General features: G+C 63.6%; 11 protein-coding genes and 1 tRNA gene. 10 read left to right on the forward strand and 2 right to left on the reverse strand.

The genetic code is table 11. The features are described 5' to 3' along the window. The coding region (locus JQ617_RS38655) for a methyl-accepting chemotaxis protein (RefSeq protein ID WP_212030924.1) at positions 1-1,044 on the forward strand (1,044 nt) is incomplete at its 5' end. Between the two features lie 332 nt (positions 1,045-1,376). Beyond that, positions 1,377-3,410 carry a methyl-accepting chemotaxis protein gene (locus JQ617_RS38660; protein WP_212030925.1) on the forward strand — a complete coding sequence of 678 codons (2,034 nt, stop codon included), beginning with the start codon at positions 1,377-1,379 and terminating at the stop codon, positions 3,408-3,410. A gap of 113 nt (positions 3,411-3,523) precedes the next feature. Here JQ617_RS38660 and JQ617_RS38665 read toward each other — a convergent pair whose 3' ends face one another. Then, on the reverse strand, positions 3,524-3,895 hold the full coding sequence (locus tag JQ617_RS38665; RefSeq protein ID WP_212030926.1) for a DUF3175 domain-containing protein: 372 nt from the start codon (positions 3,893-3,895) through the stop codon (positions 3,524-3,526). Between the two features lie 182 nt (positions 3,896-4,077). On the opposite strand from JQ617_RS38665, the gene JQ617_RS38670 reads away from it, so the two are divergent. The 3 genes from JQ617_RS38670 to JQ617_RS38680 all read left to right on the forward strand — a co-directional run bounded on the left by JQ617_RS38670 (position 4,078) and on the right by JQ617_RS38680 (position 8,098). Further along, positions 4,078-5,562, forward strand: coding sequence for an MFS transporter (locus tag JQ617_RS38670; protein ID WP_212030994.1), 1,485 nt, complete (start codon positions 4,078-4,080; stop codon positions 5,560-5,562). A gap of 4 nt (positions 5,563-5,566) precedes the next feature. Further along, on the forward strand, positions 5,567-6,397 hold the full coding sequence (otsB, locus tag JQ617_RS38675; RefSeq protein ID WP_212030927.1) for a trehalose-phosphatase: 831 nt from the start codon (positions 5,567-5,569) through the stop codon (positions 6,395-6,397). A 237-nt stretch (positions 6,398-6,634) separates the two neighbouring features. Further along, complete coding sequence (locus JQ617_RS38680) at positions 6,635-8,098, forward strand: trehalose-6-phosphate synthase (protein ID WP_212030928.1); 1,464 nt, start codon at positions 6,635-6,637, stop codon at positions 8,096-8,098. Positions 8,099-8,213: 115 nt separating this feature from the next. Here the strand turns inward: JQ617_RS38680 and JQ617_RS38685 are convergent, their stop codons facing one another. Then, the gene (locus JQ617_RS38685) at positions 8,214-8,555 is read right to left on the reverse strand and encodes a hypothetical protein (RefSeq protein ID WP_212030929.1); all 342 of its coding nucleotides are present in this window, start codon (positions 8,553-8,555) and stop codon (positions 8,214-8,216) included. Positions 8,556-8,751: 196 nt separating this feature from the next. Between JQ617_RS38685 and JQ617_RS38690 the strand changes: the two genes are divergently transcribed. The 5 genes from JQ617_RS38690 to JQ617_RS38710 all read left to right on the forward strand — a co-directional run bounded on the left by JQ617_RS38690 (position 8,752) and on the right by JQ617_RS38710 (position 14,784). Next, a tRNA-Ser gene (locus tag JQ617_RS38690) sits at positions 8,752-8,841 on the forward strand. A 239-nt stretch (positions 8,842-9,080) separates the two neighbouring features. Next, positions 9,081-11,117, forward strand: coding sequence for a tyrosine-type recombinase/integrase (locus tag JQ617_RS38695; protein WP_212030930.1), 2,037 nt, complete (start codon positions 9,081-9,083; stop codon positions 11,115-11,117). A gap of 5 nt (positions 11,118-11,122) precedes the next feature. After that, complete coding sequence (locus tag JQ617_RS38700) at positions 11,123-11,488, forward strand: hypothetical protein (protein ID WP_212030931.1); 366 nt, start codon at positions 11,123-11,125, stop codon at positions 11,486-11,488. A 245-nt stretch (positions 11,489-11,733) separates the two neighbouring features. Further along, positions 11,734-12,087 carry a DUF6876 family protein gene (locus JQ617_RS38705; protein WP_212030932.1) on the forward strand — a complete coding sequence of 118 codons (354 nt, stop codon included), beginning with the start codon at positions 11,734-11,736 and terminating at the stop codon, positions 12,085-12,087. 537 nt (positions 12,088-12,624) lie between these two features. Further along, positions 12,625-14,784 carry a hypothetical protein gene (locus JQ617_RS38710; RefSeq protein ID WP_212030933.1) on the forward strand — a complete coding sequence of 720 codons (2,160 nt, stop codon included), beginning with the start codon at positions 12,625-12,627 and terminating at the stop codon, positions 14,782-14,784. Positions 14,785-14,910 lie beyond the last annotated feature (126 nt).

Raw genomic sequence — 14,910 nt, forward strand, 5'->3', positions numbered from 1 at the left:
CCGATGATCGCGATGTGCAAGGCGATGCGCGAGCTCGCTTCGGGCAATTTCGACGTCGTGCTGCCGGGCCTCGGCCGCAAGGACGAGATCGGCGAGATGGCCGGCGCCGTCGAGGAGTTCAAGGTTCAGGCCGTGGCCAAGGCCGAGCGCGATGCGGCCGCCAGCGAAGTCCAGAACCGGGAGCAGGCGGCCAGCCGCCGCGCCGAGCTGATTCGTTTTGCCGACGATTTCGAGAGCGCCGTCGGCGCCATCGTCTCCAACGTCTCATCGTCCGCCGTGCAGCTCGAATCGGCCGCGTCCACGCTGACCCGTACCGCCGAGACCACGCAGTCCCTGTCGAGCCAGGTCGCCGGCGTTTCCGAGCAGGCGTCCTCCAACATGCAGTCGGTCGCAACCGCGACCGAAGAGCTCTCGGCGTCGGTCGAGGAGATCGGCCGCCAGGTGCGCGATTCCAGCCGCATCGCCGAAGCCGCCGTGGGACAGGCCAAGGAGACCGACGGCCGCATCGGAAAACTCTCGCATGCGGCCCAGCAGATCGGCGAGGTGGTCAAGCTGATCACGGCGATCGCCGAGCAGACCAACCTGCTGGCGCTCAACGCCACCATCGAGGCGGCCCGCGCCGGTGAAGCCGGCCGCGGCTTCGCGGTGGTCGCAAGCGAAGTGAAATCGCTGGCGAGCCAGACCGCGAAGGCGACGGATGAGATCTCCTCGCACATCGCGGGCATGCAGGGCGCCACCGCCGAATCGGTTGCCGCGATCAAGGAGATCGGTGCGACCATCGGCCAGATCTCGTCGATCTCGACCTCGATCGCGAGCGCCGTCGAGCAGCAGGGCGCGGCAACCCAGGAGATCGCCCGCAGCGTCCAGACCGTGGCGCAGGGCACCCAGACCGCGGCCACCGACATCGGTCAGGTCAACCGCGGCGCTGCCGAGACCGGCTCGGCCTCGGAAGAGGTGCTGAATTCGGCGAAGTCACTGTCGTCCGAAAGCACCCGCCTGCGCGCCGAGCTCGACCGCTTCATGGCGAACATCCGCGCGGCGTAAGGATCAGCCGTCGCCTCAAATACTGCTGTCGTCCCGGCGAAGGCCGGGACCCATAACCCCAGGAAGAGGTTATGGCGCGAGCTGGCAACTCCGAGTCTTCGCCAAACCCGATCCTGTGGCTATGGGTCCCGGCCTTCGCCGGGACGACGGTGGAGATTTACGCTGACGCTTTGCCCCTAATCAGCCGCGCCTTTCCCTGCGTCACCTAACCGCCAGTTGCGGCGCCACAAATTTACCACAGCTTATCCTTTGCGCCGTACCGTGCCAGGGAGTCGGGGAGCGGGCTGCTCTCGGGCTGCGCCTGGTTTTCCGCGAATGGAATGGGGTGGGGAATGCCCGTCAAGTCGAAGCCGAACACATCGAAGCTGCTCACCTTGCGTTTTCGCGCAAAAATCATCCTCGGCTTCGTGGCGGTGCTGGCCATCCTCGCCGTCAGCATGGCTTTCGCCTATTTCGGCTTCGAGCGGATCCAGGGCGCCGTGACTGCCTACCGCACCAGCGTGGCGGAAGCCGACCTCGCCCGGACCGTCGATCGTGACCTGATTGCCTATCAGGGGCTGGCGCGGGCCTATACCCTGACCGGCGCGGCCGATGACGAGACCGCGGCCAAGGCTGCGGAAGAGAACTTGCGGAGCGCGATCGCGAAGTCCATGGCGGCCACGACCGGCGCCGCCCGCCGCGAGCAGGTCGGCAAGCTCGAGGCCGAGTTTCAGCGCTTCACCAAGGTGTTCGGTGAGATCATCACCCTGACCCGCGAGAACAACAAGATCGCGGCCGACGAGCTCAACAGCGTCGGCAACAAGATCCGATTCAAGTTCGACGACCTCGCCGACACCGCGGCGCTCGCCGGCCTCTCCTCGGTCCAGACCACGGCCAAGGACGTCACCTCGCAATATCTCGCGGTCTCCACCTCGGTCAGCGCCTTCGTCGCCAAGCCCGAGCCCAAGACCGCCGACGGCGTGATCGCCCGCATCAAGTTCCTGGAGACCCTGCTGGTCTCGATCTATGCCAACGATCAGAAGATCACCGATCGCGTCGCCGAGATCGGCAATCTCCTGAAGCAGTACCGCACCTCGTTCTCGAAGCTGACCGAGAACGTGAAGATCATCGTCAAGTCGAACGGCGACATGACCAAATCGGCGGCCTCGATCCTCAAGCTCTCGGCTGATCTGCGCTCGGACCTGACGGCCGATCAGCAGCGTATCGAGGCGAGCGCGAACGCCACGATCGGCGAGACCGAGCAGCTGATGCTGATGATGGCGCTGGGCGGCCTTGCCGTCGGCGCCGCGCTGGCGCTGATGCTCGGCAACGGCATCTCGCGTCCGATGATCGCGATGTGCAAGGCGATGCGCGAGCTCGCTTCGGGCAATTTCGACGTCGTGCTGCCGGGCCTCGGCCGCAAGGACGAGATCGGCGAGATGGCCGGCGCCGTCGAGGAGTTCAAGGTTCAGGCCGTGGCCAAGGCCGAGCGCGATGCGGCCGCCAGCGAAGTCCAGAACCGGGAGCAGGCGGCCAGCCGCCGCGCCGAGCTGATTCGTTTTGCCGACGATTTCGAGAGCGCTGTCGGCGCCATCGTCTCCAACGTTTCGTCCTCGGCCGTGCAGCTCGAATCGGCGGCGTCCACGCTGACCCGTACCGCCGAGACCACGCAGTCCCTGTCGAGCCAGGTCGCCGGCGTCTCCGAGCAGGCGTCCTCCAACATGCAGTCGGTCGCAACCGCGACCGAAGAGCTCTCGGCGTCGGTCGAGGAGATCGGCCGCCAGGTGCGCGATTCCAGCCGCATCGCCGAAGCCGCCGTGGGACAGGCCAAGGAGACCGACGGCCGCATCGGAAAACTCTCGCATGCGGCCCAGCAGATCGGCGAGGTGGTCAAGCTGATCACGGCGATCGCCGAGCAGACCAACCTGCTGGCGCTCAACGCCACCATCGAGGCGGCCCGCGCCGGTGAAGCCGGCCGCGGCTTCGCGGTGGTCGCGAGCGAAGTGAAGTCGCTGGCAAGCCAGACCGCGAAAGCGACGGATGAGATCTCATCGCACATCGCGGGCATGCAGGGCGCCACGGCTGAGTCGGTTGCCGCGATCAAGGAGATCGGCGCCACCATCGGCCAGATCTCGTCGATCTCGACCTCGATCGCGAGCGCCGTCGAGCAGCAGGGCGCGGCAACCCAGGAGATCGCGCGCAGCGTCCAGACCGTGGCGCAGGGCACCCAGACTGCGGCCACCGACATCGGCCAGGTCAACCGTGGCGCTGCCGAGACCGGCTCGGCCTCGGAAGAGGTGCTGAATTCGGCGAAGTCGCTGTCGTCCGAAAGCACCCGCCTGCGCGCCGAGCTCGACCGCTTCATGGCGAACATCCGCGCGGCATAGAGGTCGCTCGACTAACTCGTAGGGTGGATTAGCGAAGCGTAATCCACCACCTTGATTGAACTGCTGTGAGTAAAGCGGTGGGTTACGGCTTCGCCTAACCCACCCTACGAGTCTCACTCCCTTCCGAACGCCCGCTTCAGCTCGACCTTCGCGCGCTCCAGCCGGGTGCGCTGCGTCTTGGGCAGCGTCTTGCCGGCGCGGTTGATGTAGAAGGTCAGCATCGACAGCGCCGAGCGATAGGCGCCGGTCTTGCGGCGCGCGCTGTGTTCGGCCGAGCGCTTCAGCGACGCCGCGATCTTCTTCGCGCTGGTCAGCTTGAACACGCCTTGCTTGAGATCGAGCGCATCGCTCTCTTTGGTCACGCGCTGCGACCAGCGCCTTGGCGCGGCGAGCTTCGTGCCCTTGCGCGCGGTGCTGCGTCTCGCGCTGGTCTTCTTGCGTGCGGCAGTCTTCCGCGAATGTGTCGTCTTTCTGACATGAGCCATGCGTCAACTCCTTGCGGCTCCATCGGAAACGGACCGCATTTGGCGCCGTTCCTAAGGGAACCTGCCTCCGCCGCAGACGTTGTCGCAGGTGGCAGGCGGAATGCCGCACCCCCATGATCGGATCGCCCCCGTCCACACCATGTGAACCGGGGCTTCTTCCATTGGCCAAACGCAACAACGCGATGGAATTGCAGCAAAGCCCAGCGCTGAATTATGGACCTGCGGTCTCGGCGGCCGCGACCGACCGCATCGTCGAGACCAGCATCCCCTCGCGTCTCGATGCGCTGCCGTGGAGCGGGTTTCACACCCGCGTCGTGGCGGCGCTCGGCATCACCTGGATTCTCGACGGTCTCGAAGTCACGCTGGCCGGCGCGCTCTCCGGCGCGCTGAAGCAGAGCCCGACGCTGCAATTCTCCAACCTCGATCTCGGCATCGCCAATTCCGCCTATCTCGCCGGCGCCGTACTCGGCGCGCTCGGCTTCGGCTGGCTCACCGACCGCATCGGCCGCAAGAAGCTGTTCTTCATCACGCTCGCGCTCTATCTGTCGGCGACCGCCGCGACCGCTTTGTCCTGGAACATCGCGAGCTACGCGCTGTTCCGCTTCCTCACCGGCGCCGGCATCGGCGGTGAATACACCGCGATCAATTCGACCATCCAGGAACTGGTGCCGGCGCGCTATCGCGGCTGGACCGATCTCGTCATCAACGGCAGCTTCTGGATCGGCGCCGCGATGGGTGCGGTCGCGGCCATCGTGCTGCTCGATCCCGCATTCATCGGCCCCGACCTCGGTTGGCGCGTTGCCTATCTCATCGGCGCGACCATCGGCCTCGTCGTGCTGTTCATGCGGATGTGGATTCCGGAAAGCCCGCGCTGGCTGATGATCCACGGCCGGCCGGATCAGGCGCACGCGATCGTCGACGAGATCGAGCGTTCGGTGATCGGCCACGACCAGGATGCGAGCGAGGGACGCTTCACCAAGATCCGGCTGAAGATGCGCGACCACACGCCGATCCGCGAGGTCGTGCACACGCTGTTCACGGCCTATCGCCAGCGCGCGGTGGTCGGCCTCGTGCTGATGAGCGCGCAGGCGTTCTTCTACAACGCCATCTTCTTCACCTTCGCGCTGGTGCTGACCGACTTCTACGGCATCAGCGCCGATCACGTCGGTTGGTATCTGTTGCCGTTCGCCGCCGGCAATTTCCTCGGTCCGCTGCTGCTCGGCCGCCTGTTCGACACGCTCGGGCGGCGCACCATGATCATGTTCACCTATGGCATCTCCGGCCTGCTGCTGGCGCTGTCGGGTTATCTGTTCACGATCGGCGCGCTCAGCGCGCAGGGGCAGACCATCGCCTGGATGGTGATCTTCTTCTTTGCATCGCCCGCCGCCAGTGCGGCCTATCTCACCGTCAGCGAGACGTTCCCGCTCGAAGTGCGGGCCCTTGCGATCGCGGTGTTCTACGCGGTCGGAACCGGCATCGGCGGCGTGATCGGGCCCGCGCTGTTCGGCGCGCTGATCGATACGGGATCACGCACCAGCGTGTTCGCGGGCTATCTGCTGGGGGCATTCCTGATGATCGCGGCCGCGATCGTGGCGTGGCGCTACGCCATCTCCGCGGAACGGAAACCGCTCGAACAAATCGCGCGGCCGCTCGCCTATATGGAGTAGACTGATGAAATCGGAACTGGCTGACATGCCGATGGTCGACGAACGCGTTGCGCTTAACGACGACGAGAAGCCGGATGCGGTGCCGGTGCCGCACGCCCTCGTCCCGCATCTCGGCGAGACCGCCATCCTGCTCGACATCGACGGCACGCTGCTCGACCTGATGCCGACGCCGCGCGAGGTATGGGTGCCGCCGGGCCTGTCGGAGACGCTGAACCGGCTGACGGAGCGCACGTCGGGCGCGCTCGCAATGGTCAGCGGCCGCTCGCTCAACGACATCGACCTGATCTTCGCGCCGGACGTGTTTCGCGCGGTCGCGGGCCACGGCGCGGAAATGCGCCTGTCGGTCGGCAACGAAGCCGACGACGTGCATGCGCCGCCGATGGACAAGGAATTGAAGCGGCGCCTGGCGGCGATCGCAAAGCTCAGCCCCGGCATTCTGCTCGAGGACAAGGGCTATTCGCTGGCGCTGCATTATCGCCTCGCCCCGCACGCCGAGAAGGCGATCTACGAATCCGTCTCGCTGATCCGCGCCGATCTGCCCAATGCGCCGATCGAGGTGCTGCCCGGAAAGTTCGTCTGCGAGATCAAGCATTCCGGCTTCACCAAGGCGACCGGCGTTCGCGAATTGATGAAGCACGAGCCGTTCAGGGGACGTCGGCCGATCTTTATCGGCGACGACGTCACCGACGAAACCGTGTTCGCGATCATGCCCGACATGAATGGTCTCTCCTTCTCGGTCGGCCGCCGCGCCATCGGCGTCGATGGCCATTTCGACACGCCGACCGACGTGCGCGCGTTCCTGGCGAGGCTGCTCGACGATACGAGGTTGGAATAAGGCACCGACACGCCCGGGCCACATTGTCGCTGACGCAACTGCCCGGGGCGCATCACGCTCCAAGGCGTCGGCGCGCGGCAGAAACCATCTTTGTTGAACGATATCGGCGGGTTCCCTTGAGGGAAACCAGTTCCAACGCGCACGCCCGATTTTGGTTTCAATCCGAAGAAATGATGACAGGAACCATATTGATGAACGGCAGTTAAACGGGGTGGAATGAACAGGAGGGGACGACCTGTGAACTTGGTTGTCGTTTCAAATCGTGTTGCCCGCGGCAAGCCCAACGAGCCCATGACGGGCGGTCTCGCTGCCGCATTGCTTCCCGTTGTCGAGCATTCTGGTGCCATCTGGGTGGGTTCCTCGGGCCGTGTGCGTGACGGTCATCAGAAGGAACCGTTTGCCGAGATCGAGGCGCTGGGTTCCGGCGCGATCGCGACGCTGGATCTGCCGGCGGCGCATTATGGCGGCTATTACGAAGGCTTCGCCAATTCGGCGCTGTGGCCGGCGCTGCATTCGCGCAGCGATCTGATCCGCGTTTCGCGCGAGGACTATGTCAGCTATCGCGAGGTCAACGCCTTCATGGCGCGCGCCCTGATGCGCTTCCGCAAGGCGCGGACCGCGTTCTGGGTGCAGGACTATCATTTCCTCGCCCTCGGTGCGGAGCTGCGCGACCTCGGCGTCGACGATCCGATCGGCTTCTTCCTGCATACGCCCTGGCCTGTGGCCGCAGTGATGCAGGGCGTACCCAATCATCGCGAGTTGATCACGGCAATGCTGGCCTACGATCTGCTCGGCTTCCAGACCGAGGAAGATCGCCAGAATTTCCTGTCCTATGTCGGCGGCGAGCTGGGCCTCACCATCGAGGACGGCGTTGCGATCTCGCAGCATGGCCGCACACGCTGTGAAGTCTTCCCCATCGGCATCGACGCGGAGAAATTCGCAGCCTATGCCGCGAAATCGGCCTCTCATCCGGACGTGTCCCGGCTGCGCCGCAGTCTCAACGGCGAACGGCTCGCGATCGGCGTCGACCGGCTCGATTATTCCAAGGGCCTCGTCAACCGCATCAGCGCGTTCGACCGGCTCTGGACCGAGCAGCCGCAGTTCTCGCGCAGTATCTCGCTGCTGCAGATCGCCAATCCCTCGCGCGGCGCGATCGAGGCCTATGGCAATCTTCAGAACGAGGTCGCGCGCCTTGTGACCGACGTCAACGGCCGCCACGGCGAGGTGGACTGGACGCCGATCCGCTACCTCAACAAGGGGTTCAGCCAGGCGGTGCTCGCGGGCCTCTATCGCACTGCGCAGGTTGGCGTGGTGACGCCGCTGCATGACGGCATGAACCTCGTCGCCAAGGAATATGTCGCCGCGCAAAATCCGGCCGATCCCGGCGTGCTGGTGCTGTCGAAATTCGCCGGCGCCGCCAACGAGCTCGAGACCGCGCTGCTGGTCAATCCGCACGACATCGACGGCATGGCCCGCGCCATCGCAGTTGCGGCGGCGATGCCGCTCACCGAGCGCAAGATGCGCTGGGATGCGATGATGAAGAAGCTGCGCGGCCACACCATCCAGCAATGGTCGGCGGATTTCGTCGCCGAGCTTGAGAAGTGCCGGCCGGAGAAGGCCGCGGTCACGCCGCTCGCAGCCCAGCCCCCGCAGGCGCTGCGCTGGCTGAAATCGGCAATCTCAGGCGTGCGGTTGATCTGATAGCTGGCGTCATGGCCGGGCTTGTCCCGGCCATCCACGTCTTACCCCTCGGCGCCAAAAACGTGGATGCCCGGGACAAGCCCGGCCATGACGGCGTCGGGTTGAGTGAGCGCCCCTAGTAACAATACGACACGCCCTCGAGAATCGCGCATTGCCGCTTGTTCGGCGCGTTGGGATCATCCATCGGCACCATGCCCTTGCCCTGGCCGACGAACACGCCGGGCCCGACATGGATCGAACTCTTGTTGCCGATGATCACGCTCTGATGCGGCGTCGAGCTGGAGCGCGTCCCGTCCGGCCAGAGGATGGCGTCGCCCGACAGCACCCCGCGTCGCCCGTCGTCGCAGCTGACGTCGACCCCCTGCCGGGTGCAGACCTGGGCCATGGCCGGTGCGGCAAGTGCGGAGCCGAGGGCCGAAATCAGGCTCAGTAGGGCGATGGTGTTGCGGAGGGTCATGGCGTCCCCGGACGTGTTTGCGGTTCTCAAGTGAATCGTCGCGCCACAGGCGCCTCCGGTTCACCTCGCGGGCGGTTCCGAAGCACTTCCCGCGGGCCAATATTTCCTTTTAAATACAGTATCTTACGGAAAATTCACCCGATTTCCCTGCGATCCCTTGCAAAATCACCGCCGCCCCTTCAAGAGAGGGCGCTCCGGAGAGATGGCCGAGTGGCTTAAGGCGCACGCTTGGAAAGCGTGTGTGCGGGAAACCGTACCGTGGGTTCGAATCCCACTCTCTCCGCCAACCCCAAGCCATTGAATCGTTGACGAAATTTTAGGATCGCCACTCCTAGGCTACACGGTGGCGTACACATGGCGTCGTATCTATGGCTTCGCGGCGGCACTTGGTTTTTCCAACTCAGGCCTCCTAAGGAACTGCAATGGGTCTTAGGCGCGACCCCCTTTCGCGTCCGTCTCCCTGCCCAGAACCGCCGACAGGCCTCCCGATATGCTCGCCATCTCACGGGGTTAGCGGAGCAGTGGATGAGCGTTTTGCGTCGATACAGGGCAGGCGCGCGGACGATGGTCCTGAGTGCGCGAAACGCACACGGCGTTGAGAAGGACGAAGACCTCCTCGCGATCCACAAGGCAACGCGCCAGCGTTTCCAAGAAGGCTTTTTGGTCGAAATGGAGCGGCTCAAACGATTAACTGAGGAGTTCTCAACCCTCGACAGCCTCCGCGCCAAAGCAAGTGCCGTCGATCGGCCAGCAATTTTGGAATCCCAAAGGCGACTTTTCGAACAATCGACCTCGGGGTGGTCAACGTTGGCGAAGCTTCTCGTTGAAGACTTCGATTTGCTGCTCTCTGATCTGCAGAACAGAATTGAGCGCGCCTATCAGAGCGATCGGTTCATCATGGAGCTAAACGACGCCGGGGTCGTATATACCAACGAGTTGCAACAGAAACTCGATAGAATCACAGTCGAAGCGGCAAACTCGGAAAAAGAGGCTCGTTCAGCTCACGAAGCAAACTCTCGCGCGCTCTCAGAAGTCAGCGCCGTTATGAAGAACACCGCCGAAATCACTAACCGGTTGCTGTACCAGGGACCGTTCTTGAGCGAAGCCATGGGCGAATTCCTGAATGCGAAGCGGACGCAGTTGGCTTCCGATTCGAGCGAGCCAGCTTATTTTGAACATCGATTGCAGGCCTTTCTGGAGATCGTCGGTGACAAGCGGATATCGGCCTACAACGAAGCGGATTTGACGCTGTTTGCTGGCAGGCTGCAGTTTCTTCCCGAGCGGCACACGGTCGATCCGGATTGGCGCGGCAAAACGCTGGTCCAAGCAATCGAGGAGAACAGGGGACGGTCCAAGTCGCGCCGAGCACGATCTCTCTCTTTCACGACCATCAAGGTAGGCTACGTCGGCAAGATTAAGACCTGCATCCGCTGGCTTTGTGCAAACCACCAGGTACGGTATCCGTTTGAATATGGTCACACGCTCATCCCGAAGGATGCCCGTACGCCCACCGTTCGGCTCGGTCTCGATTCATCCCAACTCAACACCCTCTTTAGGGCTTGCGTTGAGCACGCCGATACCAAGCGTCCTGAAGACGTCTGGCTCCCACTTCTAGCGTTCTTGACGGGAGCGAGGCTGAGCGAGCTGGTTAATTTGCAGCCTCATAACATTAAACGCCGTCACGACGTAGACGTCGTAGACCTCACCACCCAAATTTCGGACGCCAAAGGGACGCGGAACCGGCCCATCAAGACCCGCGAGAGCCTCAGACTCTTTGCTCTCCATCATTCTCTGCGCGACCTCGGATTTATCCGATGGGTGGACAGCTTGCGGGAGGCAGGACACGCCTATTTGTTTCCCGATTTGCACGCTGCCAAGCGTCCAACGCATGCGGCCTCGAAGCGCTTCCAGCGTCTGTTCGCCCGCCTCGACATGGGAGGAGCGCTGGTCTTCCACTCTCTGCGTCATAGTTACAAGGACTGGATGAGATCGAGACAGGTACCTGAGCGCACCATCACTCTGCAGGCGGGGCACTCGCTGGATGGCATTGCCCTGCGGTACGGTTCGAAGTTGTTGCGGTCCGATGAGCTTCATGCCCTAGCATCTGTTGAATTGCCTCCAGGCTTGAATCTGGAGGTGTTTCGCGGAGCCATGCCCAGACCGACTGTGGCAGCTTCCGCTTTTCGCCGAAACATCGAGGGTGGCTCTTTATCTGGAGGCGAGGCAGAACCCGGGGGGTTGGTCGACAGCGCGCTGAGGGTGCCTAAATCTGCTCGCAAGACTTCAAAACTTGAGCCCGAAATTGACGTCCGCGCGCTCAGAAGAAGCCTACGGCTGTCACAGCGAGAGTTCGCCAAAATGTTTGAGATTCCGTGCGGATCGGTTCGCGACTGGGAACAGGGACGGTCAAAGCCGGGAAGAACGGCGAGAGCGCTACTTTTAGCTATTCAAATGGGGCGCGTACCAGCGGTTTCGCAGGGGGCAGCGGTCTCAGAGCATTCCAAGATGATCGCGGTAAACGGCGAAGATCGCCAGTCATCGGATATCGGCAAAACGGGTTAGAGGTCATGGCGAAAGTCTTAGAACTGATTTTCAGCAACGATGATGACGTGCCGACCTCTTGCCGCGCCGCAGCGCTTCTCTCTTCAACCGGCACCCTGCAGATCGCGTTGATGGAGGTGCCTGGAAATCGAGGGACTAGCGTCACAAATTCTTGGCCGGGCTTGGCCAAGCGAGTTTTGGCGGCCTCATTCCCAACCTTGAGTCTATCAGATGTGGCTTGGTTCGAGGTGTACCCTTACAGACTGGACGAAGAGAAGGAGAACGTGAGCCGAGTTATACTGTCGGAGGATGGCAGCAGCCATCGATTTGAGTATGAGCAAGATACCTCACTGCGAAAGCAAATCTGGCAAGCTCTCGAAATTGAGTCTTAAAAAATTGATCTAGGGCGTTCCTGCGGTCACACTTTTTCAGACGTGGGCACGGCCCACGCGTCTCGGGGCGTGCCGACCCACGCCGTCAAGGCAACCCTTCGGGCGGAAAACGCGCGAGCCGTGTAGTCGCTAACGCTCCGGCCCGCCCCACCTCGCGGTCCTCCGACCTATGACGGCTTTCCCCCGCTCATTGCCGCTTGGCTAGTCGGTTTGCATGCGCAACCCGAAAGCAGAAGAGAGGCAATATGACTTTGGACTTTGAATCCCTGTGTCAGTTCACCGGCTCGGAGAACTGGTATCGCCATTCCTTAATTCCGAGGGTCCTTTACACCGACGGCGCAAAGTATGTGGCAGATGTCGCTGGAGCCTATTGGCTACTAGATTACATAGCGATCGCCCAGCGTATCGAGACCGCGGTGCGTGCGGAAGCATTTCAGGTTTGGAAATTGGACGTCAAGAATTCCGCCGCTACGTTGACTTGCGAGGACGGCAACGACCGCGTGGTCCACTCCAAGGCCATCTCGTTCACCGATTTTCCAGAACCCGGCATCATATTGTGGTGTGCCAACAACACGATTTTTCTGCCAACTGAATATTGACCGGAAGCTTGCCCAACCAGGCCGTCTCGTTTTCACGACGGGACGGTAGCCTTCCGCCGCTGCGCTCTCTTGCGAGAACACGGCAACGACGCCACCATCCTCACAGTAACTGTGCCGGTCACCGACTTCCCAGAACCGGGCATCGAGCGGTGGCGCACCAACAAGACCCTTTTGCTTCCGCCTGAGTATTGATCCAAACGACGTCTGCACCCGTCCCGTCTGAAAAGGGGACGGGTGCCGCGAGGCGGCTGGCTATCTTTGATGCGTGGACTGGACGCCAAGGTGGTTACCGGCGCGTTAACCGTGAGACACCATCTTCGTTGACCAGTTCGATCCGCCGTGAAATCCCTCGAAGGTCGAACCATGCCCCGTGCTGGTTTTCCGGAGCCGTGGAAGCGTCCGGATTAGTCGAATGGAGATCCCGGTGATCTGCCCAAGCAGGTACCGGGACGAGGCGGCCTTCTTCGCATCGTCTGATGCGGCCTGCTCGTCGGAAGGTCCGGGAGCCCGGACACGCCCCATCCGACGAGGACTCATATGCTCCCGAATCGCGAATACCTGAGAACGCCTACCGACGCGGCCGCCACCGCGCGGCGCTTTGGTCATGACTTCAAGCTGGCCGCTCGTCTGCATGCCCACGGTCTGAATCCGTACAAAGGGCAGATGCCCGTGTTCTTGGTCGATCTGGCGACGGAGGGCAGCTTGACGGAACCGCGGGGCGTCCCCCTGCGTCACAGCAAGCTGTTCAACACGCAAGCCGCTGTTTCAGCTTTTGAGCTTCAGCGGGACATTGAGGCTTTCGATGAGGCCTATCAACCGGACAATGTGGTTCACATCGTGCTGCGTCCGCCTCTCGCGTTGGAAGAAGTGAAAAAGAATGGCGACAAGAGGCTGCTAGACGAGAATGGCCGCTGCCCGATCGCCAATCTCCGGTTGGCTCAGAAAGCATTCAACAACTGCGTGCAGCGGGCCGTGGCGGAGCTGGACCGACGCCAGGTCATCGTGCCGCTTCTCGTCGCGCGGCATCTGGTCCCGTTTGAAGGTGGCGCGACCTTCGATCTCCACGCGCACTGGGTTGGGCAACTCAAACCGGAAGACATCTCGTTGGCGCAGGAATATCTCTCGTTGATCTTCGGCGCGGATCGTCTTTGGATCAGCAGCGTCATGGAGCCCGACGAGCCGCGCAGCTTCTTGGCGACGTCGGGCTACCCCGTGTGGCGGCTGGCCAATCAGGACTGGAATGCAGTCGATGATGATCATCTGAAAGACTTCTTCAACCAGGCGTCGGGATTGCGGTCGCTTGATGCTCTCGGCCCCTTTCGTCATTTCCGCGCACAGGCCGCCGCGAGTTCGGTGAGCGACATTCGCCATGGCGATGGTGACCACGACCCCGAAATTTTCGAGAACGGAGAATGTCCGGCGGAACCCAGCGACCAGTTCGCTACGCCCGACGGGGCCGTTGAGACTCCGGTCGATGACGTCCCCGTCTCCCGCCAGGATCATCCTGGCGATGCCGGAGCAGACGTCTCGAGCCTGCTGCCGAGCGAGCCCGCACGCCAGCCCGTCCTCTTTGGCTGCCATTTCGCATGGTTGGGCCTGACCCGTCGGTACGTAGCTCAGGTTGGCAACTACACCAGCTTTGCTGAGCTGCGGCAGTACTACGATCTCGACGACGCAATCGCATTCGCCAAGCGCCACGTGGAGGAGACCCACTCCTACCTCTTAAAGCCGGCGATTCACGAAAACTCTTTTGGAGCCATCAGCGGAACGGCCGGCACGGCGGTCGGCGTCGGCGAGAGCCGCCCGGCGGCGAAGCCCCAGCAGTCCGGCGCGCCGAAGGCCGTGGCCGAGGACGGGACGGCCGGCACCGCGGTCGGCGTCGGCGAGAGCCGCCCGGCGGCGGAGCCCCAGCAGTCCGGCGCGCCGAAGGCCGTGGCCGAGGACGGGACGGCCGGCACCGCGGTCGGCGTCGGCGAGAGCCGCCCGGCGGCGGAGCCCCAGCAGTCCGGCGCGCCGAAGGCCGTGGCCGAGGACGGGACGGCCGGCACCGCGGTCGGCGTCGGCGAGAGCCGCCCGGCGGCGGAGCCCCAGCAGTCCGGCGCGCCGAAGGCCGTGGCCGAGGACGGGACGGCCGGCACCGCGGTCGGCGTCGGCGAGAGCCGCCCGGCGGCGGAGCCCCAGCAGTCCGGCGCGCCGAAGGCCGTGGCCGAGGACGGGGCGGCCGGCACCGCGGTCGGCGTCGGCGAGAGCCGCCTGGCGGCGAAGCCCCAGCATGTCGACGGGCCGAAGGCCGTGGCCGAGGACGGGGCGGCCGGCACCGCGGTCGGCGTCGGCGAGAGCCGCCCGGCGGCGAAGCCCCAGCAGTCCGGCGCGCCGAAGGCCGTGGCCGAGGACGGGACGGCCGGCACCGCGGCCGGTGCCGGCGAGAGCCGCCTGGCGGCGAAGCCCCAGCATGTCGACGGGCCGAAGGCCGTGGCCGAGGACGGGACGGCCGGTGCCCAGGCCGCGGTGAATGGGCGAGCCAGGGATCTCCCACTGACTCTCGAACGCGAGGCCGGGATCAATTCCGACGCGGGTGTCGGCTTTGGTCGTCCTCTCGCCGGTCTTACGCTTGAGCTGACCGTTCAAGCTCAGAGCGGACCGGCGACGGCGACGCTTCGCCTTCGCATGCCCGGCGTTCAGTCCGAGCAGCACTAGGCCAATCCTTCGATCACCTCGCCACAGCAGCCAACTGCGCTGCCGGAGTCGCATCGACTGAGACGACAGTGGGGGGCGAAGGTCTCGATGACATCCCGAGCGATCGCACATTGAGTTACCGTGCGA

This window comes from Bradyrhizobium sp. KB893862 SZCCT0404, from assembly GCF_018130885.1.
GTDB lineage: Bacteria > Pseudomonadota > Alphaproteobacteria > Rhizobiales > Xanthobacteraceae > Bradyrhizobium > Bradyrhizobium stylosanthis.

Coding starts and splice junctions, on each gene's coding strand:
- JQ617_RS38695 (WP_212030930.1), top strand. CDS start 9,081: ATGAGCGTTTTGCGTCGATACAGGGCAGGCGCGCGGACGATGGTCCTG.
- otsB (WP_212030927.1), top strand. CDS start 5,567: ATGAAATCGGAACTGGCTGACATGCCGATGGTCGACGAACGCGTTGCG.
- JQ617_RS38670 (WP_212030994.1), top strand. CDS start 4,078: ATGGAATTGCAGCAAAGCCCAGCGCTGAATTATGGACCTGCGGTCTCG.
- JQ617_RS38700 (WP_212030931.1), top strand. CDS start 11,123: ATGGCGAAAGTCTTAGAACTGATTTTCAGCAACGATGATGACGTGCCG.
- JQ617_RS38660 (WP_212030925.1), top strand. CDS start 1,377: ATGCCCGTCAAGTCGAAGCCGAACACATCGAAGCTGCTCACCTTGCGT.
- JQ617_RS38710 (WP_212030933.1), top strand. CDS start 12,625: ATGCTCCCGAATCGCGAATACCTGAGAACGCCTACCGACGCGGCCGCC.
- JQ617_RS38685 (WP_212030929.1), bottom strand. CDS start 8,555: ATGACCCTCCGCAACACCATCGCCCTACTGAGCCTGATTTCGGCCCTC.
- JQ617_RS38665 (WP_212030926.1), bottom strand. CDS start 3,895: ATGGCTCATGTCAGAAAGACGACACATTCGCGGAAGACTGCCGCACGC.
- JQ617_RS38705 (WP_212030932.1), top strand. CDS start 11,734: ATGACTTTGGACTTTGAATCCCTGTGTCAGTTCACCGGCTCGGAGAAC.